Origin of the sequence: Agrobacterium sp. SUL3, assembly GCF_001263295.1 — a bacterium.
GTDB classification, from domain to species: Bacteria; Pseudomonadota; Alphaproteobacteria; order Rhizobiales; family Rhizobiaceae; genus Agrobacterium; species Agrobacterium tomkonis.
The window spans coordinates 612,087-633,108 of the sequence record NZ_KQ414499.1; the positions used below are offsets into that span (position 1 = coordinate 612,087).

A 21,022-nucleotide genomic window follows, 5' to 3' on the forward strand; every position below is an offset into this window, starting at 1 on the left:
GGCAGGAGCGAAGAGAATGGTGAAGGAACCGGACGGCAAGCATGTGCTCTGCGTGGGAGCCGCCGTGCTGGACACCCTGTTCCGCGTGCACGACATGCCCAAGGGCGAAGGCAAGGTCCTGCCCTACGAGATGTTGCAGATCGCCGAAGGCATGGCGTCGAGCGCCGCCTATGCCGTGCATCGCATGGGCGGCCGCGCCAGCCTCTGGGGTGCGGTGGGAGATGACGAGACCGGCGCCCGCATCCTGCGCGATCTCGCCGAAAGCGGTATCGATGTTTCAGGCATGACCCTTGCCGCCGGCGCGCGCTCGGCACTGTCGACGATCATCATCGATGACCGCGGCGAGCGGCTGATCGTGCCTTTCTATGATCATCGGCTGCACGAGAAAAAACGCTCCTGCACGCCGGAAGATATTGCTCCTTTCGACGCGGTTCTGGTGGATGTGCGCTGGCCGGAACTGGCGCTTGATGTGCTGACTGTGGCGCGTGCGCTTGGCAAACCCGCCATTCTGGATGGCGACGTTGCACCGGTCGAAACCCTTGAGAAGCTGGCCCCCGCCGCAACCCATATCGTCTTTTCCGAACCCGCCGCCGCCCGGCTGACCGGGCTTGAAACGGTGAAAGACATGCTGCCGGTGCTGCATTCCCGCTATCCGCAGACCTTCATCGCCGTCACCGCCGGTCCGCAAGGCTGCTGGTGGACCGAGGCCGGCGATCCGACGGTGCATTTCCAGACGACGATGCAGGTTAAGGCGGTGGACACGCTGGCGGCGGGCGATATCTTCCACGGCACATTTGCGCTTGCGATGGCGCAAGGCATGGAAAGCCGCGCCGCCATTCGCCTCTCCTCCGTTGCCGCCGCGCTCAAATGCACGGTCTTCGGCGGCCGCATCGGCGCACCGACGCGCGAAGAAACCGAGGAAGCCATGCGGCAATGGCTGGAGCGTGAAGGCGAAGCCGCGCTGCGCGCCTCCTGAGCGCATCCATTGCCCGCATAAAACTATTCCATTTTTGCGATGCCGTTTCCCGGCGAAGTAGTCTAACGTCAAGTCAGAGCAAAGCTTTTCGCAAGCCGCGCCTGTTCCACCTTGAGCCTGCATTCCGCAAAAGTGATCGCCCGATGCATCAGACGACCCGCCCGAGACTGCGCGATATCGGTTTCCGGCCCGGCCATTTCGAGACCGGCCCGCTCAACGCCATCACCGATGTCGAAGGGGTGGCTGTCGGACACTCCACGGTCATCGAGGGCGAGACGATCCGCACCGGCGCAACCGCGATCCTTCCCCATGGCGGCAACCTGTTTCAGGACAAGGTGCCCGCCGCCTTCGCCGTCTATAACGGCTTCGGCAAATTTGCCGGCTCCACCCAGATCGAGGAACTCGGCGAACTCGAAACACCTGTTATTCTCACGAACACGCTGGCAACGGGCCGGGCCATCGAGGCGATCAACCGCCATACGCTGGCGCAGCCGGGCAATGAAAAGGTGGTGTCGATCAACTCGGTCGTCGGCGAGACCAACGACTCCCGCCTGAACGACATCCGCGCCGGACGCCCGACCGTCGAGGAAATCTCGGCCGCGCTGAAAAACGCCGCCACAGGCCCCGTGGCCGAGGGCGGCGTTGGCGCCGGAACCGGCACGGTGGCCTTCGGCATGAAGGGCGGCATCGGCACCGCATCCCGCATCGTCACCATCGCCGGGGCGGCCTATACGCTCGGCGTGCTGGTGCAGTCTAATTATGGCGGCCATCTGCTGGTCTGCGGCCAGCCCTATGTCAGCCCTGATCATAAGGACAAGGACGGCTCCATCGTCATCGTGGTCGCCACCGACGCGCCGCTCTCCTCCCGCAACCTGAAGCGTTTGGCGGCCAGAAGCTTCGGCGGGCTGGCACGCACGGGTGCAGCACTCAGCAATGGCTCCGGTGACTATGCGCTGGCATTTTCCACCGATGAGCGGCTGCGCCGCACGCCCGCGCGCCGCAAGGCCGTCGCAGACTATCCAGAACTTTCCAACGATGCGATTTCGCCGCTCTTCGAAGCAGCGATTGAGGCGACGGAGGAGGCGATCCTCAATTCGCTCTGTGCAGCCAATACGACATCAGGCTTCAATGCCGGCACCGGCAAAGCCGCGACGCTCGAGGCCATTTCCATCGACGCCCTTAAAACCCTTCTTTCAGCCTGACTTTTCCAGACGGAGTTTTCATGACTAGCCCATCCGGTCGCATCGTTTACGTCAACGGCGAATTCCTGCCCGAAGCGGACGCCCGCCTTTCCATCTTCGACCGCGGTTTCCTGTTCGGCGACGGCATTTATGAAGTCACCTCGGTTCTGGAAGGCAAGCTGATCGACAGCGACCTGCACATGGCCCGGCTGGAACGCAGCGCCCGCGAAATCGACGTGCCGCTCCCCGTCACGACCAAGGAAATCGTCGAGGCCGAGCGCCGCCTGATTGCCGACAACAACCTCGTGGAAGGCATGATCTATCTGCAGCTGACACGAGGTGCTGAAGACCGCAACTTCCTGTTCTCCGCCGATCTGAAGCCAACGCTGGTCATGTTCACCCAGGCGAAGAAGCTGATCGGCACCCCCGTCGAGGAAGCCGGCATCGCCGTCAAATCCGTTCCTGACCAGCGCTGGGAACGCCGCGATATCAAGACAGTCTGCCTGCTGCCGCAGGTCATGGCAAAGCGCATCGCCAAGGCCGAAGGCTGTGACGAGGCGTGGATGATCGAGGATGGTTTCGTGACCGAAGGCGCGTCCTCGACCGCCTATATCGTCACCGCCGATAAGAAGATCATCACCCGCGGCAACAGCAACAAGACGCTGCCCGGCTGCACCCGTCTTGCCGCGCTGCAACTGGCCAGGGAAGCCGGCTTCACGCTGGAAGAACGCCCCTTCACGCTGGAAGAGGCGCTGAACGCCGATGAGGCCTGCCTGACCAGCGCCTCCAACTTCGTGGTTTCGGTGACGAAGATCGACGGCAAGCCAGTGGGCAACGGCAAGCCCGGCCCGCTCGTCAGCCGTCTGCGCGCGCTCTATCTGGAAAACGCCCGCCGCACCGCGATTTAAGCAAACATCAGCCTTCGAGAACCGCCCAGATGCGCTCGACTACGGGCCGGCGGTTCTCCTTCGAACGATAAAGCCTGATATCGACGGCAATATCGAAACTGTTATCGGCGGCGCGCACGAGCGCGCCGCTATCCAGTTCGTGCCGCATCAGGCTTTCCGGCACCCAGGCGACACCCCAGCCGGCCATCGCCATGGCTTTCAGCCCCACCGACATGCTGCCCTCATGCACCCGCTCGAATTGCGGCAGGCGCGCGCTTAAGAGATCGCGCAGCAGCGGCCCGAAGAACGAGGCCTTTTCATAGTCCAGATAGGCGAAGGGTTTTCGAGCGTTTTCCACCAGTGCATGCAGCGGTGAACCATCTTTGGCCGGCGCTGAAACGGGAATGATGTTTTCAGCACCCAGCACACGGAACTCGAAGGTCTGCGCATCAAGCAGCATCGGCACTTCGGGGTGGGCATAGGTCAGAAGGAAATCGCTCTGCCCGTCCACCAGCGAATTGAGATTTTCCTCCATGCTGCCGGAATCCGGCCGCAGAACCGAAAACAGCGGTCCCGCCGTCTCGTTCACCCGTTTCAGCCAGTCCGGGAAAAAGGTGAACGATAGCGTGTGCAGCGCCGTCAGCCGCACCGTTTTCGCATCCGCCCCCTCTTCCTGAAGTAGCGTGCGCCGCGCATGGTAAAGCTGCTTCAGCGTCTCCTGCGCCACCGGCACGAATTTCACGCCCGCCTCGGTCAGCCGCGACGGATAGGAGGCACGGTCGACCAGCGTCGCGCCCACCCAGGCTTCCAGCTGCTTGATGCGCCGGCTGAACGCGGATTGCGTCACATGCCGCTCATCCGCCGCCTTCGAGAAATTGAGCGTTCCGGCCAACGCCAGGAAATCCTCGAGCCATTTGACTTCCACGGCCCACACTCCCACCAAAAACACTTATCCGTTTATCCGGAAAGCGTCTTTATTAGGAGCAATGGGACGTGAATGAAACTCTTTTAAACAGCCCTTGAATATTCGATCATTCGCGCCCGACTGGAAACCAGCTCGATCCGATCATCACCCTGACGATTGAGGCAAACGCGCTTCGTCCATGGCCCGTCAATCAGCGTGAAGAGGAAACGGCCATTGCCGAGCGCCTTCAACGGCATGCTGCGGCGCGTGGGGCCGATGCCCATGGTCAGCGACGAGCCGCTGATGATAAATTCCGCTCCCTCATCCGAGCGCCACAACCCCGAAAGATCATTCGGCACGGCATGATCGCCGACCGGCAGGAAGCGGCGGGCGGCGTGGCCGGCCTCGCCGACAATGACGTCACCGTCTAGCCTGAGACGCATCGGAGAGGATGCGGAGCGGGAAGAGACCCAGCCATCGACATCTTCATAAAGCGTGTCGTCACCATCGATGAAGGTGGATGTGCTGCCCTTGATCTCCAGCCACCACGGCCCGCTTTCGGTGACATAGAGGCCTTCCGGCAGGCTGGCGGCGGGTTTGGGCAAAGGCAGGCCGGTGAGGGCCGCCATGCTTTCCAGCGCAATCTTGAAACCGTTGGTATCCTCGCGGTTCGACACCACGACAAAACCCGTGCCGTTTTCCGGATCGAGCAGGAAATAAGTCTTGTAGCCGGGATGCGAACCGCCGTGACCGACGAAGCGCCTGCCGCCGAGATGCGACCAGCGCAGGCCGAGACCATATTCGCTCATCCGCCCATCGGCGAGCGGCCGTTCAGCCGAAAGCCTGTCAAGAACACTCGCAAAACTGCCTTCACCCCGCATCAGCCCCTGCAGCCAGCGGGTCAGCGCTTCGGCGCTGCCGGCGAGACTGCCCGAAGCGGAGATATGCAGACCGGCGGCCGAAAGCTGCCAGTTGTCTTCGGCTTTCCAGTAACCCGGCACGAGGCCATCGACCGGATCGTTCCAGACATCCGGCGCCTTCAGGAACACGCCGAAGGGGCCGGCAATCCGCGTCTGCACGAAATCATCGAAACGGAAACCACGGCGCTCCAGCGCCGCTTCCACCAGACGATAACCCGTATTGGAATAGGACACCTCATTGCCGGCATCGAAATTCAGCCGCGTCAGCCGCGAGAGATAGTCGAGAAGCGGGCCGGCCTTCGTCTCGGTATAGACGGAAAGACCAAGCAGCGAGAGACATTCGCGCGTATCCGGCAAGCCGCCGCTCATATCCAGCGCCTGCCCGACCGTGACCTCGCGGAGCGGCGACTGCAGCTCCGGCAGATGCCTGCCGAGTGGGTCGTCAAGGCCGATCAGATCGGAATGGGCAAGCACCATGGCGCAGAAGGCGTGTTTGGTGACGGAGGCATAACGCACCACGCTCTGCGACGTGAAAGGCGCAAAGGTCGAAAGGCTTTCGACACCGCCCGCATGTGCGAAACGGATGCCGTTGAGATCGAAACCGATGACCGCCCCGCCCGGCTCGTTGCCCGCCCATTGCGAGACGAAGCTTTGCGAAAGGGTTGAAGCGGCGTTCCAGTCGAATTGCTGTGGCATGGTTCGGTCTCGTATCTTCGTTTTTACGCGGCTGGCCTCGACGTCACCGCTTGTTTCTTCTCCCCAAGGGGGAGAAGGTGGCCCGAAGGGTCGGATGAGGGGGCAACCTTGCCGGATTTCGGAGAGCTTGCCCCCTCATCCCGCTGCCGCGACCTTCTCCCCGGCGGGGAGAAGAAGCGAGCGGCACCCGCTCGATCTATGGCAACATGGACTTAGGCCGGCTCTTCCAGCCGGATGCTCAGGCTGCGCAGCTCTTCCGTATGCGGATGTTTGGTGCGGCCCTCGCGCAGATCGCCCGCGCTCAATTGCTCCACCATTTCCCCGTTCAGCATCACGCCAACCTGTGGGCAGAGATGTGCGATGACAGCCAGATTGTGGCTGACGAGAATATAGGTGAGGTTGCGGGCCACGCGCAGGTCCTGCAACAGGTTCAGGATTTCCGCCTGCACCGAAACATCGAGCGCCGAGGTCGGCTCATCGAGCAGCAGCACCTGCGGATCGGCGATCAGCGCGCGCGCAATCGCCACGCGCTGGCGCTGGCCGCCCGAGAGCTGGTGCGGAAAGCGGAAACGCACCGCCTGCGGCAGCGCGACGTCCGACAAAGCCTGCTGGATGCGCTTTTCGATATTGTCCATACCGTGCACCAGCGGCAATTCGCTGAGGATACGGTCGATGGTCTGGCGCGGATGCAGCGACCCGTAAGGGTCCTGAAACACCATCTGAACCTGCCGGAAGAATTCCGGCGTGCGACGCAGCGGCGCATCCTTGCCGGCAAAGGCGATGCGGCCTTCCCAGCTTTCATTGAGGCCGGCCATGGCGCGCAGGATGGTGGACTTGCCCGAGCCGCTTTCGCCGACGATGCCGAAGCTGCCGCCCTTTTCCACCGAAAAGGACACGCCCTTCACCACTTCGCGGTCGCCGAACTTGATACGGAGGTTTTCGACATCGATCATTGACTGGACCACGCTGCATCACGGTTGAGAACGGGAAGACGCTCGCGCGGATGCGTCAGCGAGGGAATGCAGTTCAGAAGACCCTGCGTGTAAGGATGTTGGGCTTTCAGAAGCTCGGAAGCCTTAAGCTCCTCCATCACCCGGCCGGAATACATCACGGCGACGCGGTCGCAGAAATGCGAAACGAGCGGCAGGTCGTGACTGATGAGAATGAGACCCATGCCGCGTTCCGACACCAGCTCCTCGATCAGCCGCAGAATTTCCGCCTGTACCGTCGCATCAAGCGCGCTGGTCGGTTCGTCAGCGATCAGGAGTTCCGGATCGGGCGCCAGCATCATGGCGATCATCACGCGCTGGCCCATGCCGCCGGAAACCTCATGCGCATAAGAGGAAGCGACCTGACGCGGATTGCGGATCTTCACCTGATCGAGCAGGGCGATTGCCGCTTCCATGGCGGCACGCTTGCTGCCGCCCTTATGAGCCCGCCATGCTTCTGCGATCTGCGCACCCATGGTCTTCACCGGGTTCAGCGAATATTTCGGGTCCTGCAGGATAAAGCCCGCACGCTTGCCGCGGATCTGTCGCATCTGCCTTTCGCTGGCGGACAGTATATCGATCCCGTCGAAAGCGAGCTTGTCGGCGCGAATATCCGCATTGGAGGGCAGAAGCTTCATCAGCGCACGCGCCGTCAGGCTCTTGCCGGAACCGGATTCGCCGACGATGCCGAGTTTTTCGGTGCCGAGCTTCATGGAGACACCACGCACCGCCTCGAAACGGCTGGTGCGGGTCTGGAACGCGATCTTCAGATTTTCGATTTCGACCAGCATGGCTCAATGTCCCTTCGGGTCGAGAACGTCGCGCAGGCCATCGCCAAGGAAGTTGAAGGCGAGCGAAACGAGGAAGATGGCGATGCCGGGAATGGTGGCGACCCACCATTGTTCGAAGATGAAGCGCTTGGCGGTGGCGATCATCGCACCCCATTCCGGCGAAGGCGGCTGCGCGCCCATGCCGAGGAAGCCGAGGCTGGCGGCGGTGATGATGATTGAGCTCATGTCGAGCGTGATGCGGACGATAAGGCTCGGCACGCAGAGCGGCGCGATGTGACGCGCAATGATGCGCCAGGCGGAAGCGCCGGTCAGGCGGTAGGCCGCAACGAAATCGCTGCCGCGCACCGTCATGGTTTCGGCGCGAGCAAGACGTGCATAGGGCGGCCATGCGGTAAGCGCGATGGCGAGAACGGCGCTTTCAACGCCGGGCTTCAGTGCCGCAACAAAGGCGAGCGCGAGGATGAGGCGCGGAAAGGCCAGGAACACATCCGTCACCCGCATCAGCACCGTATCGACAATGCCGCCGAAATAACCGGCGATGCAGCCGATGGCGAGACCGATCGGTGCGACGAGAACGACGACGGCGATGACCATGCCGAGCGTGACGCGGCCGCCGTAAAGAATGCGCGAGAGAATATCGCGTCCCAGCTCATCCGTGCCGAACCAGTGCGTGGCATCCGGAAACGCAAGGCGGTTGCCGAGGTTCTGCGCCGCCGGATCGTAAGGCGCGATGAACGGCGCCAGCAGCGACAGCGCGATGAAGAGGACGATGATGGTCAGGCCGATCACCGCCAGCGGGTTGGACTTGAGGTTGAGCCAGATGCGGTACCGGTTTCCCCAGGCAGCCTGTGTGCGGGAGTGCGGCGTCTCATCCAGCGCCCAGTTTCTGAAATTAGCTAACATCATCGAACGCGAGGATCCATAACTCTGTAAAGCACGTCTGCGAGCAGGTTGAGGGCGACATAGATGAAGCCGATCAACAGGGTTGCTCCGACGACCGGGTTCATGTCCGCGTTCATGAGCGAGACGGTGAGGTATTGGCCAAGGCCCGGCCAGCTGAAGACGGTTTCCGTCACCACGGCACCTTCGAGAAGCCCGGCATAGGTGAGTGCGAGAACCGTGACGAGCTGAACGGCGACCGTCGGGAAGGCGTGCCCCCAGATGACGGTCATGGCCGAAAGCCCCTTGGCGCGGGCGGTGATGACATATTCACCCTTCAGCGCATCGATCATGAAGGCGCGCGTCATGCGGGTGATATAGGCCATGCTGAAATAGGCGAGGATGCAGACTGGCTGCACCATATGGGCGATGGCGTCGTAAAAGGCGTCCCAATCGCCGGCAAGCAGCGTGTCGACCGTCATCAGGCCGGTAATCTGCGTGATCATGCCGTCATAGATGATGTCCTGACGCCCCGGTCCGGGTGCGACGCCAAGCGTGGCGTAAAAGACGAGCAGCGAAATCAGCGCCAGCATGAAGACCGGCACGGAGTGACCGGCAAGGCAGACGACGCGGATGACCTGGTCGGTCAGCTTGCCCTGCTTCACGGCGGCCCAGACACCGAGCGGAATGCCGATCAGCGCTGCAAGGATGAGGGCTGCGGTGGCAAGTTCGAAGGTGGCGGGGAAGACGCGCTTGATATCGATCCAGACCGGATTGCGGGTCAGGATCGAATTGCCGAAATCGCCATGCAGAACCTGCGAGACATAATGGAAGAACTGCACGACCAGCGGCTGGTCAAGACCCATTTCGGCCCGCACCCGCACGATGACGTCTTCGGGCGCATTGTCGCCGACCGCCGCGATGACGGGATCGACGGGCATGACGCGCCCGATCATGAAGGTGATGACCATCAAACCGAACAGCGTCAGAATGACGCTGCCCAGTATCGACGATATGCTTTTAACGCGCTTGTTCAATGTCACGCTTTCTTCGCATCGTGGTAGGAATTGCCCTCGGAGAGAACGCCGAGTTCGAAGCCGGAAACGCCCTTGCGGAAGGCCGCCGTCTTCGTGGTCTGGAACATGAACACGAAGGGGCTGTTTTCCATGTGCTCGCGCTGCAGGGCTTCGTAAAGCTCCACGCGCTTTGCCGGGTCCTTCTCGTCACGGGCGGCTTCCGCCTTGGCGGCGAAATCGTCGTTCTTGAAACGCGAACGCCACAGGAAGGGCTTGGACTTGGCGTCGTCGCCATTGTCCTTGTTGATGTTGAAGACATCGGCATTGGAATGCGGATCGAAATAATCCGTGCCCCATGCGGACAGCGCCATCTGGTGTTCGCGGGCGCGCATCTTGGTCAGGACCTGACGGTTCTCGGCCGACTGCAGGCGCACCTTGATGCCGATATCGGCAAGGTTTGCCTGAATGGCCTGCGCCAGATCCGGATAGGGCTGTGCGGAATAGTGGTCCATGCTGATTTCGAAACCGTCGGCAAGGCCGGCCTCGGCCATCAGCGCCTTGGCCTTTTCGACATCGCGCTGGTACGGAATGTCGTTGACGGCGCCCGGGAAGCCTTCCGGCTCGAAGCTCTGGTGCACTTCGTGCGTCAACGGCACGATGTTTTCCTGCATGCCCTTATAGTCCAGCGCCCACTTGATCGCCTGCCAGACCTGCGGCTTGGCGAGGTTCTCATTGCCCTGGTTGAGCGAGATCAGAACCAGCGAAGCGATGCTCTTGCGCTCCAGCTCGATGTTCTCGTCGTTCTTGACGGTACGCAGCTGTTCCGAGGTGAGGTCGCGGGCAATGTCGATATCGCCCTTCTGCAGCATCAGGAGCTGCGAAGACGGATCGGTGACGTGGCGCAGCACGATGCGCTTGATATTGCCCTTGTAAGGACCGTTCGGATTGACGGTGAGCGCGACGCTTTCGCTCGGCTTCCAGGCCTGCAGAACGAAATCGCCCGAACCGGCGCTGTTCTTCTGCAGCCAGCCATTGCCGAGGTCTTCGCCGGAAGCATTGGCGAGAACCGCCTTCTTTTCAACGATGGCGCCGATATTGGCGGAGAGGCAATACAGCAGGAAGGAGATGGCGGTCGGCTTTGCCGTCGTCAGCTTCACCGTCTTGTCGTCGGCGGCAACGATGGTCGTTTCGGCATTCTCAGGCGTGAAGCCGAACTGGCTGATGATGAAGGCCGGGCTCTTGTTCATCTTGATGGCGCGCTGCAGCGAGAAGGCAACGTCTTCCGCGGTCACTTTCGCACCGCTGGAGAAGGTCGCTTCGTCACCGATCACAAAGGTGAAGACCTTGCTGTCCGCATCGGCTTCCCAGGATTTCGCGATGACCGGATCAACCTTGGTGGAATCCTCACGGTTGGCGCGCACCAGCTTCTGATACATGTTGGAGATGATTTCACCGCCGACGGCTTCGAAACCTTCATGCGGGTCAAGGCTCGTCATATTGTCCAGCTGCTGGGCGACAACCAGAATATCCTTGGGCGTCGCGGCAAAGGCCGGAATGCGCGCATAGGACAGGAACGGAACGGCAGCGCCGGCAATCAGCAGGTTGCGTCTTGAAATCATCGAAAATCCCCTTTCGGACCTTATTTTTCGGAAACGGTGTGGGTTTGCCCCAATCCAGTCATTTTTTTTATGTTTTCCCGCGATTACCACGAGCAAACGAGGCCCGACCAATTCCAAATTTGGCAGAGCCTATGCATGGATTGCATTTGCTCCCGCCTTGACCTTTCCTCTACCAATTCCCAAAACTCCCCCGATGGCGCGCCCGCGCCGACCCATTTCCGAAGGTGAATGACCATGACCGATGAAAAAACCGTCCCCGTCTTCGACGGCCACAACGACGTGCTTCTGCGGTTATGGCGATCGGGCAACGCTTCTCCCGAAACGCTTCTCATCGAAGGGGATACGGTCGGCCACATCGACCTGCCGCGCGCCAGGAAGGGCGGGCTGGCCGGCGGCCTCTGCGCCATTTACGTGCCGTCGCCGAGCATGGAGAAAGATGCGAACGGTGATTTTTCGACACCGTCAGAAGCCGACGCGCTGAAGGCGACGCTCGCCATGGCCGGCCTGCTGTTCCGCGCCGAGAAACAGTCCGCCGGCGCGCTCAAGGTTTGCCGCACTGCCGCCGATATCCGCAGCGCCATGGCAGAGGGCGCTTTTGCCTCGGTTTTCCATATCGAGGGCGCGGAAGCGATCGGCGCTGATCTTGATGCGCTGCACGTGCTCTACGAGGCGGGCCTTCGCACGCTCGGACCGGTCTGGAGCCGCCCGAACATCTTCGCTTATGGCGTTCCCTTCCGTTTCCCCTCGACACCGGATATCGGCCCCGGCCTCACCGATGCCGGCAAGCGGCTGGTGAAGACCTGCAACGAACTCAAGATCATGGTCGACCTGTCGCACATGAATGAGCAGGGTTTCTGGGACATCGCCAAGATATCAGACGCGCCGCTGGTGGCGTCGCATTCCAACGCCTATGCAATCTGCAACCACAGCCGCAACCTGACGGACCGCCAGCTGGACGCTATCCGCGACACGGGCGGTCTTGCCGGCATCAATTTCGGCGTTTTGTTCCTGCGCCAGGACGGCGTGAAGAACCCCAATACCGATCTTGGCGAACTTGTCCGCCACGTTGACTATATCGTCAACCGCATCGGCATCGATCACGTAGCGCTCGGTTCGGATTTCGACGGCACCACCATTCCCGCCGCCATGAAGGATGCGGGCGATCTGCAATTGTTGGTCGAAGCCCTGCGCAAGGGCGGTTATGACGACGAGGCGCTTGCCAAGATCTGCCACGGCAACTGGGTCCGCGTACTGGAAAAGACCTGGGGCGCGTAAGGCTCAGCATAAAATCCATCTCCGGCGCACAGCGCCGGAGATATGAAGCGGCAGGCCCTTAAGCCTTTGCCGCTTTTTTCTTGCCGCTCGCACGGAACGCCAGAAGCCCGGCAACGACACCGATCATCGCCCATTTCATCGGCAATACATCCGCCGTCTCGCTGCGGATCGGCAACACAGTCACTGTGCCCGGACGGGATTCATAACCCATCTGCCCTTTTGCCTTGGCCTCGGCAATCTGCTGCGGCGAAACGACCCATTCGGCACCGCGCATCTTGTCGACTGCCATGTATCCGCCGCCCGCCGCGAGGGCGACGACGAGCGAAAGCGCTATTCTTGTGGGCGTGTTCATCTGCATCTCCTTCAATCAAAAGGAGCGTGTAATGGCATCAAACGCAACCACCAAGCAACCGCAGCGGTCAATTTTGTGTCTTTCGGAACAATCCGGCAAATCATGCATTTCATAGTTGCATTTTTGCCCTTGAAATTGGCGAAATTCACCAAGGAGCGGGCCAAACTCTACATCGACACTTCATGCTTTTCTGCTAATCACATTTCCTCAACCGAAACGAATTAGCGACACATTCCTGTGGTTCGCCAAGCTTGGGAACGGGCGCTGGATAAAGCAAATGGCAGACAAGAGCGAAATCACACAAACCGATGTCGCGGAATCCGCGGTTGAAAGCTTTCTTGCCCGAAACCGCCCCTATCTGACCGCGATCGCCATCACGCTCGTCTTCGTGATGATGACCTTCGCCATCTATCACCTGACCTCCGAAGTGCGTTATGACGACGTCATCGACGCACTGACGCAGACCTCCGCCTCTGCGGTTCTGCTTGCCATTTTCTTCACGGCGCTCAGCTTTCTGGCGCTGATATTCTACGACGCCAACGCGATCGAATATATCGGCCGCAAGCTGCCGTTTCCGCCCATGGCGGCGACTGCTTTTGCCGCTTATGCCATTGGCAACACTGCCGGTTTCGGCCCCTTGAGCGGTGGCGCGATCCGCTTTCGCGCCTATTCCCGGATGGGCCTGTCGCCCGGTGAAATCGCCCGCGTCATCGCCTTTGTCACGTTATCCTTCGGGCTTGGGCTGCTTTCGGTCAGCGCCATCTCCACCTTCATCGTCGCACCACGCATCGCCGCCATCATCGGCGTCGACGCCCTGATCCTCAGGGGGGCGGCGCTCGCCGTCATCGCGGTGCTTGTCGTTGCGGCCTATGTCGGACGCAACGGCCACACGATCAAGCTTGGCGCATGGCGTCTGCGCCTCCCGGACAGCCGCACATCGTCGCGCCAGTTCCTCGTCTCGGCTTTCGATATCGCCGCCTCCGCCTCCGTGCTTTATGTGCTGTTGCCCGACACCCATCTCGGCTGGCCGACATTCTTTGCGATCTATGCCACCGCCGTCGGCCTCGGCGTCCTCAGCCATGTGCCGGCCGGTCTCGGCGTCTTTGAAACAGTGATGGTCGCGGGGCTTGGCAACGCCATCAGCGTCGACCAGCTGCTCGGAAGCCTTGTGCTTTATCGCGTGATCTNCTATCACGTCCTGCCGCTGGTGGTCGCCATTCTGGTGATGCTCATCTCGGAGATGAAGCAGTTCGCCGCAAAGCCTGTTGTCTCCGATATCAGCCAGCTTGCCGTGCGCCTTGCCCCGCCGCTGCTGTCGACCTTCGCCATGATCCTCGGCACCATGCTGATCTTTTCGAGCGTGACGCCAACGCCGGACAGCAACCTGGATTTCCTCTCCAATTTCGTGCCGCTGCCGATCATCGAGGCGGCGCATTTTCTCACCAGCATCCTCGGCCTCGTGCTCGTCGTCGCCTCGCGTGGCCTCGGGCAGCGGCTGGACGGCGCCTGGTGGATCGCCCTCGTCGCCGCCTCGCTGGCGCTGGTTCTTTCGCTCCTCAAGGCCATCGCCGTCTTTGAAGCCGCGATCCTCGGCGTCTTCATCATCGCACTCGCCGCCAATATGCGCAGCTTCAACCGCCATGCTTCCCTGGTCAAACAGGCGCTGGGGCCAAGCTGGCTCGCCGCCATGGCCGTCATCGTCGCCGGCGCGGCAACCATTCTGCTCTTTGTCTATCGCGATACGGATTACAGCCAGACCTTGTGGTGGCAGTTCGAATTCTCCGAAGAAGCACCGCGCGGTTTGCGCGCCCTTCTCGGTCTCGTGCTCGCCTCATCCACCATCGCCATCTTCAGCCTCATGCGGCCGGTGGCCTACAGGCCGGATGCGATCGAGGCCGAAGACGTGGTAAACGCAACCGGTATCGTCATGAAACAGGACGCCGCCGACGCCAACCTCGTGCGCATGGGCGACAAACACGTGATGTTCTCCGAGAGCGGCAACGCCTTCATCATGTACGGCATTCAGGGCCGTTCCTGGATCGCCTTTGCCGATCCGGTTGGCGACGAGGAGGATTTCCCCGATCTCGTCTGGCAATTCGTGGAAGCCGCCCGTTCGGCCGGCGCACGCGCCGCCTTTTACCAGATTTCACCTTTCCTGCTCTCCCATTGCGCCGATGCCGGCCTGCGCGCTTTCAAGCTCGGCGAACTGGCGCTCGTCGATCTCACCGCATTCGAACTGAAGGGCGGCAAGCTCGCCACCCTTCGCCAGTCCCTGAGCCGCGGCGCACGCGACGGGCTGACCTTCGAGGTTGTCGAACAAGCCCAGGTGCCGGATATTCTCAATGAGTTGAAACAGGTCTCCGATGGCTGGCTTGCACACCACAACACGCGGGAAAAACGCTTTTCCCTCGGCGCCTTCGAACCGGACTACATCCTCTCCCAGCCCGTTGCCATTCTTCGGAAAGATGGAAAGATCACCGCCTTTGCCAATCTGATGGTGACGGAAACGAAAAAGGAAGCCACCGTCGATCTCATGCGATTTTCGGCGGATGCGCCGCGCGGCGCGATGGATTTCCTCTTCGTCAGTATCATGCAATATCTGCGTGAGGCGGGCTATGAGAGCTTCAATCTCGGCATGGCGCCCATGTCCGGCATGTCGAAGCGCGATGCAGCACCCGTCTGGGATCGCATTGGCAGCACGCTGTTCGAACACGGCGAACGTTTCTACAACTTCAAGGGACTTCGTGCGTTCAAGACGAAGTTCCACCCGAAATGGGAACCGCGTTACCTTGCCGTTCAGAACGGCGCAGACGCCGCACTGGCGCTGATGGACGCAACGGTTCTGATCAGCGGCGGCGTCAGAGGAGTGATCGGAAAATGAGAAAATCCACCATGATGAAGGCGGCCCTTGCCGCTTCCGCCTTGTTCGCCTCCACCTCCGTTTTTGCGCAGGACAAGCCGGCCTATGAGACCGGCATGATCCCGGCCGAGCACATCATGGTGCCCGACAGCGAAATTCTCGCCAGCGTCTTCCTTATTTCCGACGCGGACGGATGGACCAATGCCGACGAAGAGCGCGCCAAGGCGCTGGTTGCAAAGGGTGCCGCCGTGGTCGGCATCGACTTCAAGGAATATCTGAAGGCGCTCGAAGCCGATGACGACGAGTGCATCTATATGATCTCGGACATCGAGTCGCTGTCGCAGCAGATCCAGCGCACCGCCGGCACCAGCAGCTATCGCCAGCCCATTCTCACCGGCATCGGCAAGGGCGGAACGCTGGCACTGGCGATGATCGCGCAAAGCCCGGTCTCCACCATCCGCGACGCCATTGCCGTCGACCCCAAGGCAGGCCTGCCGCTTGAGAAGATACTCTGCACGCCCGCCACCAAGGACAAGGTGGATGGCGAAACGGTCTATGGCCTGACCGATGGTCCGCTGCCAGCGCCCGTCAGCGTGCTGTTCACCCCCGCTGCGGATCAGAAGGGCCGCGACCATATCAACGCGCTCGTCAAGCTGCATCCCGATATCGATGTGACTGACGTAGATGACAAGGCGGACGAAATCCTGACACAAACCCTGTCCGACCAGATCGACGCCGCCGGCGATACCGACAACCCGCTCGGCCTGCCGATCAAGGTTCTGGAAACGAACCCTGTCATGGACACCATGGCGGTGATCTATTCCGGCGACGGCGGCTGGCGCGATCTTGACGAGGAAGTGGGCGGTGCGCTGCAGAAACAGGGCATTCCCGTGATCGGCGTCGATGCGCTGCGTTATTTCTGGAAAGAAAAGCAGCCACAGGAAGTGGCAAGCGACCTTGGCCGCATCATCGACACCTATCGCAAACAATGGAAGGTCCGCAACGTCGTATTGATCGGCTATTCCTTCGGTGCCGACATCATTCCTGCAACCTACAATCTTCTGCCGGAACGCGCGAAATCCCACGTCGTGCAGCTCTCCCTGCTGGGTTTGTCGACGGAAGTGGATTTCGAAATTTCCGTTCAGGGCTGGCTTGGCGTGGCGGGCGAAGGCAAGGGCGGCAAGACGGTGGACGACATCGCCAAGATCGATCCGACGCTGGTACAGTGCGTATACGGTACGGAGGAAGAGGATGAAGACCCCTGCCCCAGCCTGAAGGCGAAGGGTGTGGAAACGATCGCTATTGAAGGCGGTCACCATTTCGACGAAGACTATGAGGCGCTCGCAAAGCGGATTGTGACATCGCTGAAGACCCGGCTGCCTAAATAGCGTATTTTTGACCTTAGGGGGCTTCGGGAGAATTTCCGAAGCTCCGAACGTAAATTGACAGCTTCCCTCCGCAGAAACATCTTCTCCCGCAGCCTTCCGACTCCCCTGAATGACCGGCGGCAGTTCGAAACCCGTCTTCGATCGACACCCGCGCTTGCGGAATCGATTAAATTATTATTCAAAAGAACCCGGCCGGCGGCGAATGTTCATGGCGTTTCCTCAACCATGCTTCTGTTGATTGCCAACCATGGATTTTATATTTTCGGACCGGTTCAGGGAGCCGCCGCATGCCCGCCTTAAAGCGAAAGACAAAAACACCCGTCCTCGTGGAACGCATCGACCAATTCGTCGCTGGCGTCAGAGAAGCGATGAAAAGCAGCGACGCTGTGCGGAACAAGAAAATCCGCGATCTGTGGGATGCCGAAGTCCGCTACCATTTCGACAATGGCCGCACCGAAAAGACGCTCGAACTCTACATCATGAAATATCGGTATGCCCTGAAGGCCGAGTTCGGCCCAAAGAGCACACCGCTTGCCATCTGCAACATGAAAAAACTGCGCGAGCGGCTGAATACCTATATCGAGCGGGCCGACTATCCGAAAACCGGCGTGGCGACATCCATCGTCGAAAAAATCGAACGGGCGGAATTCAACACCGCAGGACGAAAGCCGACGGTTCTTCTGCGCATCGCGGATTTCATTGCAGCAATGAATGGCGTGGCCAAAAAAGAGGAAATGCAGGCCCTCTGGAATGCTGAGCTCAGCATCATGAAGGACAGGGCGCAGACGACGATCATCTCCTACATCACCAAATACCGCAATGCGATCCGCGAAGCCTTCGGCGACGAGCATCCGATGCTGAAGATCGCGACCGGCGATGCCGCGATGTATGACGACGCCCGCCGGGTCAAGATGGAAAAGATCGCCAACAAGCATGGCGCGCTGATTACATTCGAAAACTACCGGCAGGTTCTGAAGATTTGCGCCGATTGCCTGCAGTCGGCCGATCCGCTGATGATCGGCATCGGCCTGATCGGCATGACGGGACGGCGTCCCTACGAGGTCTTTACCCAGGCCGAATTTTCCCCCGCCCCTTATGGCAAGGGCGTTTCCAAATGGAGCATCCTGTTCAACGGCCAGGCCAAGACGAAACAGGGCGAAGGAACGAAATTCGGGATTACCTACGAAATCCCGGTGCTTGCCCGCTCCGCCACCATTCTGTCCGCCTATGAACGCCTGCGCGCAAGCGGGCAGGGAAAACTGTGGCACGGCATGTCGATCGATGATTTTTCATCGGAAACCCGCCTGCTGCTCCGGGACACGGTCTTTAACCTGTTTGAGGATTTCTGGCCGAGGCAAGAACTTCCCAAGCCCTATGGCCTGCGGCACCTCTATGCCGAGGTAGCCTATCACAATTTCGCACCGCCCCATGTCACCAAGAACAGTTATTTCGCCGCCATTTTGGGACACAATAACAACGACCTCGAAACCTCGTTGTCCTACATGACATACACGCTGCCCGAAGATCGCGACGACGCGCTGGCGCGCGCCAAGCGCACGAATGAGCGGACATTGCAGCAAATGGCGAGCGTTGCGCCGGTCTCAGGCAAAAAGCCCTAAGGCAGCCGCAGCCGCTCCCCCCAAAAAACTGGCACACCTTAAAACTGCACAGGAAGTGCGGCCGGCGGGGATTTCCGCCAGCCGCTTTCAGACGCCTGTTGCCTTGTGCAGTTTTTATCTGCGCGAAAATCCACGGGGTGACATCAAGAAAAATTCTCTATATCTGAATATAAATTTTCTAATTTAACAATACATAATACTTATTATGAATATAATTTTATTAAATACAGTCTCGCACAAGAAAATACTGCGATAATTCATTTATAGTATTTGTTCACGCATGGATTTCGACAACAATTTTCCCGGAGGCACATGGTGCTGCCCGCATACACGACTTATGCCCTCTACAATCGTGACCTCGGCCTGTCGCTGAAACGTGTCGCGAACGACTCCGCCGTATCGCGAGACGCCAAATATTATGCGGACAATATCGGCAAGGTTAAAAACCTCGATGAGTTTCTGAAGGACTACAAGCTCTATTCCTACGCCATGAAAGCCTATGGGCTGGAAGACATGACCTACGCCACCGCCTTCATAAAGAAGGTGCTGGAAAGCAACCTCAACGACCCGAACAGTTTCGCCAACAAGATGAAGGATACACGTTACCGCGACTTCGCGGCAGCGTTCGATTTCGGCAGTATCAAAGCGGAAAAATCGGTTCAAACCAAATCCCAGCAGGAACGGCTGGTTGCGGCCTATCACGATACGGTCAAGCAAAGAAATGAGGAACTTAAAGAGGAAACGCGTTATTACAATATCGTCATCGACAAGGTCGGCCACGTGGACGACATCTTCAAAAACACGCGGCTTAGGGATTATGTTTTCAAGTCTTTCGGCATCGACGCCGGGACCTTCAGCTACAAGCATCTCAAGGATGTTCTGACCAGCGATATCAGCAGTGCAGATAGCTACGTCAACAAGACCTACAAGCCAATGATCGCTGACTGGCAGGCAAAAACGGCCGATCTGCGCATCGAGCGTGCGAAAATCCCCTCCACCGACAAAACAGCGCTCGAAAAGAGCGATTATCTGATCAGCCAATACAACAAACGCATCACCGATGCCTACAAGCTGTTCGAAATGGCGGCGGCGTTCAACTTCCGCGACGATGGCGTCGTCGATACCGGCATGCCGGCGCAGACGGCAGCGCAGAAGCGGTTGATCAACGAAACCTACGTTCTCTCAAATCCACGCCTGACGCAGACCGGAGCCGTTCTCAACCGCGACTTCTTCGAACAGAAGATGAAGGGCATCACCGATGCCGAGCAGATGATCACCAATGTCCGCCTGAGGACGATGCTGATCGTCGCCTTCAATCTGCGCGACGACGCCGACACCGACAAGAAAATCCAGTGGGCTCTGCGCGAAAACCCTGATGATCCGCAAAGCGGGCTTCACAAGGAAAGGGACAAGGGTCTTCTCAATCTCGCCAAAGCCTTCAATTTCGGCAAGGACGGCAAGGTTGCGGCGGGAAAGACGGTCCAGACCGATGTTCAACTGAGCACGATGATGAACTTCTATTTCAGCCGTTACGACGACAGGGATGAAGTCGCCGATGAAAAGGCGATCAAGGACTACAGGCGCTATATCGGCCTGACAAAAAATCTGGAGGATTTTTTGTCGAATGCGCAGGCGGCAGTCACTATCCGCAACTTCGCGCTGAAGGCGTTCGGCATCAGTCCCGAGGAGGCCTCCACATTTAAACTGAAAAAAGTTCTTACAAGCGATCTGTCGGATCCGAAAAGCTATGTTCGCAATTTGAAAGACGACAGGTTCGTGCGACTGGCGAAAGCCTATAATTTCAATACCGAAGGCATGATCGGCTCGCCGCGCCTTGCCCAGGCAGAAAACGAGATCACCCGCATTTCGCGAAATTATCTGACGGAAGTCACCCGTTGGGACAAGGACAAGAAAGTCAGAGAGAAGGGAGAGAAGGAAGTCTCCTACTATCGCGAAAAAATGGAGACGCTCGAAACCGTCGATCAATTGCTTGCAGACCGCCGCCTGCTCGATTTCATGCTGGTCGCGGAACGCATCGACCCCAAATCGGTCACCGCCGATTATCTGAAGAAGATTTTCAAGTCCGACCTCAAAGACCCAAAAAGCTTTGCCAATACGGAAAAAGATGCCCGCTTCCGTGCGCTTGCCGGCTCGTTTAATTTCGACGCCAAGGGAAATATCGCCGCGAAAGCCGGCCAGAGCGTTCAAAATGCCCGCAGCCTCATGGAAACACGCGACAAATATGTTCGCCAGACCCTGGAGGAGCGGGTCGGCGAAGAAAATTCCGGCGTTCGCCTTGCCCTCTATTTCAAGCGGATGGCCGGCGGCATTTCCAATCCCTACGACATATTGGCCGACAATGCGCTGGCTGAATTCACCCGTACCGCTCTTGGAATTCCCGCCGAAACCGCAAATTCCAAGGTGGATGTGCAGGCAAAGATGATCGAGAAGAGGCTTAAAATAAAGGACCTGCAGAATCCCAAGGAAGTCGAAAAACTGGTCAGCCGCTTTTTGGTGATGTTTGAAGCGAACAATTCAACCTCCGACCCGCGCATGGCTCTGTTCAGCAACAACACAGGGATCAGCGGCAATACGCTTGCGACCCTGGCGCAACTCCGCAGTGGTCGCAGAGGCTAGAGTTTGTCTCCTCGGGTATGCTGGCCGCAGGTT

The 21,022-nt window shown here is 59.4% G+C and carries 16 protein-coding genes; 8 read left to right on the forward strand and 8 right to left on the reverse strand.

Annotation, left to right across the window (positions count from 1 at the left end; genetic code table 11):
• Window positions 1–16: 16 nt before the first annotated feature.
• The 3 genes from AKG12_RS06805 (at window position 17) to AKG12_RS06815 (ending at window position 3,065) form a co-directional block, all read left to right on the forward strand.
• The gene (locus AKG12_RS06805) at window positions 17–976 is read left to right on the forward strand and encodes a sugar kinase (RefSeq protein WP_052818267.1); all 960 of its coding nucleotides are present in this window, start codon (window positions 17–19) and stop codon (window positions 974–976) included.
• Window positions 977–1,119: 143 nt separating this feature from the next.
• Window positions 1,120–2,178 carry a P1 family peptidase gene (locus tag AKG12_RS06810; RefSeq protein ID WP_052818268.1) on the forward strand — a complete coding sequence of 353 codons (1,059 nt, stop codon included), beginning with the start codon at window positions 1,120–1,122 and terminating at the stop codon, window positions 2,176–2,178.
• Between the two features lie 20 nt (window positions 2,179–2,198).
• Window positions 2,199–3,065 (forward strand): D-amino-acid transaminase, encoded by an 867-nt coding sequence (locus AKG12_RS06815; RefSeq protein ID WP_052818269.1) that lies wholly within the window; start codon window positions 2,199–2,201, stop codon window positions 3,063–3,065.
• Between the two features lie 7 nt (window positions 3,066–3,072).
• Here the strand turns inward: AKG12_RS06815 and AKG12_RS06820 are convergent, their stop codons facing one another.
• The 7 genes from AKG12_RS06820 to AKG12_RS06850 all read right to left on the reverse strand — a co-directional run bounded on the left by AKG12_RS06820 (window position 3,073) and on the right by AKG12_RS06850 (window position 10,858).
• Window positions 3,073–3,969 (reverse strand): LysR substrate-binding domain-containing protein, encoded by an 897-nt coding sequence (locus AKG12_RS06820; RefSeq protein WP_046801611.1) that lies wholly within the window; start codon window positions 3,967–3,969, stop codon window positions 3,073–3,075.
• Between the two features lie 83 nt (window positions 3,970–4,052).
• A complete protein-coding gene (locus tag AKG12_RS06825) occupies window positions 4,053–5,564 on the reverse strand; it encodes a serine hydrolase domain-containing protein (protein ID WP_052818270.1) in 1,512 nt (503 codons plus the stop codon).
• A 212-nt stretch (window positions 5,565–5,776) separates the two neighbouring features.
• The gene (locus AKG12_RS06830) at window positions 5,777–6,517 is read right to left on the reverse strand and encodes an ABC transporter ATP-binding protein (protein WP_052818271.1); all 741 of its coding nucleotides are present in this window, start codon (window positions 6,515–6,517) and stop codon (window positions 5,777–5,779) included.
• Window positions 6,514–7,344: an ABC transporter ATP-binding protein gene (locus AKG12_RS06835; protein ID WP_046801564.1), complete on the reverse strand. Its 831-nt coding sequence runs from the start codon at window positions 7,342–7,344 to the stop codon at window positions 6,514–6,516. The genes AKG12_RS06830 and AKG12_RS06835 overlap by 4 nt, the downstream gene beginning before the upstream one ends.
• A 3-nt stretch (window positions 7,345–7,347) precedes the next feature.
• A complete protein-coding gene (nikC, locus tag AKG12_RS06840; RefSeq protein WP_052818272.1) occupies window positions 7,348–8,250 on the reverse strand; it encodes a nickel transporter permease in 903 nt (300 codons plus the stop codon).
• The gene (locus AKG12_RS06845; RefSeq protein WP_046801566.1) at window positions 8,247–9,260 is read right to left on the reverse strand and encodes an ABC transporter permease; all 1,014 of its coding nucleotides are present in this window, start codon (window positions 9,258–9,260) and stop codon (window positions 8,247–8,249) included. The genes nikC and AKG12_RS06845 overlap by 4 nt, the downstream gene beginning before the upstream one ends.
• 2 nt (window positions 9,261–9,262) lie before the next feature.
• Entirely contained in the window at window positions 9,263–10,858 is a 1,596-nt protein-coding gene (locus AKG12_RS06850; RefSeq protein WP_052818273.1) for an ABC transporter substrate-binding protein, read from the reverse strand.
• 234 nt (window positions 10,859–11,092) lie between these two features.
• Here AKG12_RS06850 and AKG12_RS06855 point away from each other — a divergent pair, with 234 nt between their 5' ends.
• The gene (locus tag AKG12_RS06855; protein WP_052818373.1) at window positions 11,093–12,133 is read left to right on the forward strand and encodes a dipeptidase; all 1,041 of its coding nucleotides are present in this window, start codon (window positions 11,093–11,095) and stop codon (window positions 12,131–12,133) included.
• 58 nt (window positions 12,134–12,191) lie between these two features.
• On the opposite strand, the gene AKG12_RS06860 is transcribed toward AKG12_RS06855, so the two are convergent.
• A complete protein-coding gene (locus tag AKG12_RS06860) occupies window positions 12,192–12,485 on the reverse strand; it encodes a hypothetical protein (protein WP_046801568.1) in 294 nt (97 codons plus the stop codon).
• Between the two features lie 277 nt (window positions 12,486–12,762).
• Here AKG12_RS06860 and mprF point away from each other — a divergent pair, with 277 nt between their 5' ends.
• From mprF to AKG12_RS06880, 4 genes are all read left to right on the forward strand, one after another.
• Window positions 12,763–15,366: a bifunctional lysylphosphatidylglycerol flippase/synthetase MprF gene (mprF, locus tag AKG12_RS06865; RefSeq protein WP_052818274.1), complete on the forward strand. Its 2,604-nt coding sequence runs from the start codon at window positions 12,763–12,765 to the stop codon at window positions 15,364–15,366.
• Window positions 15,363–16,733 carry a virulence factor gene (locus tag AKG12_RS06870; protein WP_052818275.1) on the forward strand — a complete coding sequence of 457 codons (1,371 nt, stop codon included), beginning with the start codon at window positions 15,363–15,365 and terminating at the stop codon, window positions 16,731–16,733. The genes mprF and AKG12_RS06870 overlap by 4 nt, the downstream gene beginning before the upstream one ends.
• A gap of 287 nt (window positions 16,734–17,020) precedes the next feature.
• Window positions 17,021–18,352 carry a telomere resolvase TelA gene (telA, locus tag AKG12_RS06875; protein WP_046801571.1) on the forward strand — a complete coding sequence of 444 codons (1,332 nt, stop codon included), beginning with the start codon at window positions 17,021–17,023 and terminating at the stop codon, window positions 18,350–18,352.
• A 312-nt stretch (window positions 18,353–18,664) separates the two neighbouring features.
• Window positions 18,665–20,989, forward strand: a complete 2,325-nt coding sequence (locus AKG12_RS06880; protein WP_052818276.1) for a DUF1217 domain-containing protein — start codon at window positions 18,665–18,667, stop codon at window positions 20,987–20,989.
• Window positions 20,990–21,022: the final 33 nt, after the last annotated feature.

Excerpts from the sequence above, each read along its gene's own strand:
- nikC (WP_052818272.1), bottom strand. The coding sequence starts at position 8,250 with ATGATGTTAGCTAATTTCAGAAACTGGGCGCTGGATGAGACGCCGCAC.
- AKG12_RS06860 (WP_046801568.1), bottom strand. The coding sequence starts at position 12,485 with ATGAACACGCCCACAAGAATAGCGCTTTCGCTCGTCGTCGCCCTCGCG.
- AKG12_RS06810 (WP_052818268.1), top strand. The coding sequence starts at position 1,120 with ATGCATCAGACGACCCGCCCGAGACTGCGCGATATCGGTTTCCGGCCC.
- AKG12_RS06835 (WP_046801564.1), bottom strand. The coding sequence starts at position 7,344 with ATGCTGGTCGAAATCGAAAATCTGAAGATCGCGTTCCAGACCCGCACC.
- AKG12_RS06880 (WP_052818276.1), top strand. The coding sequence starts at position 18,665 with ATGGTGCTGCCCGCATACACGACTTATGCCCTCTACAATCGTGACCTC.
- AKG12_RS06825 (WP_052818270.1), bottom strand. The coding sequence starts at position 5,564 with ATGCCACAGCAATTCGACTGGAACGCCGCTTCAACCCTTTCGCAAAGC.
- AKG12_RS06855 (WP_052818373.1), top strand. The coding sequence starts at position 11,093 with ATGACCGATGAAAAAACCGTCCCCGTCTTCGACGGCCACAACGACGTG.
- AKG12_RS06815 (WP_052818269.1), top strand. The coding sequence starts at position 2,199 with ATGACTAGCCCATCCGGTCGCATCGTTTACGTCAACGGCGAATTCCTG.
- AKG12_RS06830 (WP_052818271.1), bottom strand. The coding sequence starts at position 6,517 with ATGATCGATGTCGAAAACCTCCGTATCAAGTTCGGCGACCGCGAAGTG.
- AKG12_RS06805 (WP_052818267.1), top strand. The coding sequence starts at position 17 with ATGGTGAAGGAACCGGACGGCAAGCATGTGCTCTGCGTGGGAGCCGCC.
- telA (WP_046801571.1), top strand. The coding sequence starts at position 17,021 with ATGCCCGCCTTAAAGCGAAAGACAAAAACACCCGTCCTCGTGGAACGC.
- AKG12_RS06870 (WP_052818275.1), top strand. The coding sequence starts at position 15,363 with ATGAGAAAATCCACCATGATGAAGGCGGCCCTTGCCGCTTCCGCCTTG.
- AKG12_RS06850 (WP_052818273.1), bottom strand. The coding sequence starts at position 10,858 with ATGATTTCAAGACGCAACCTGCTGATTGCCGGCGCTGCCGTTCCGTTC.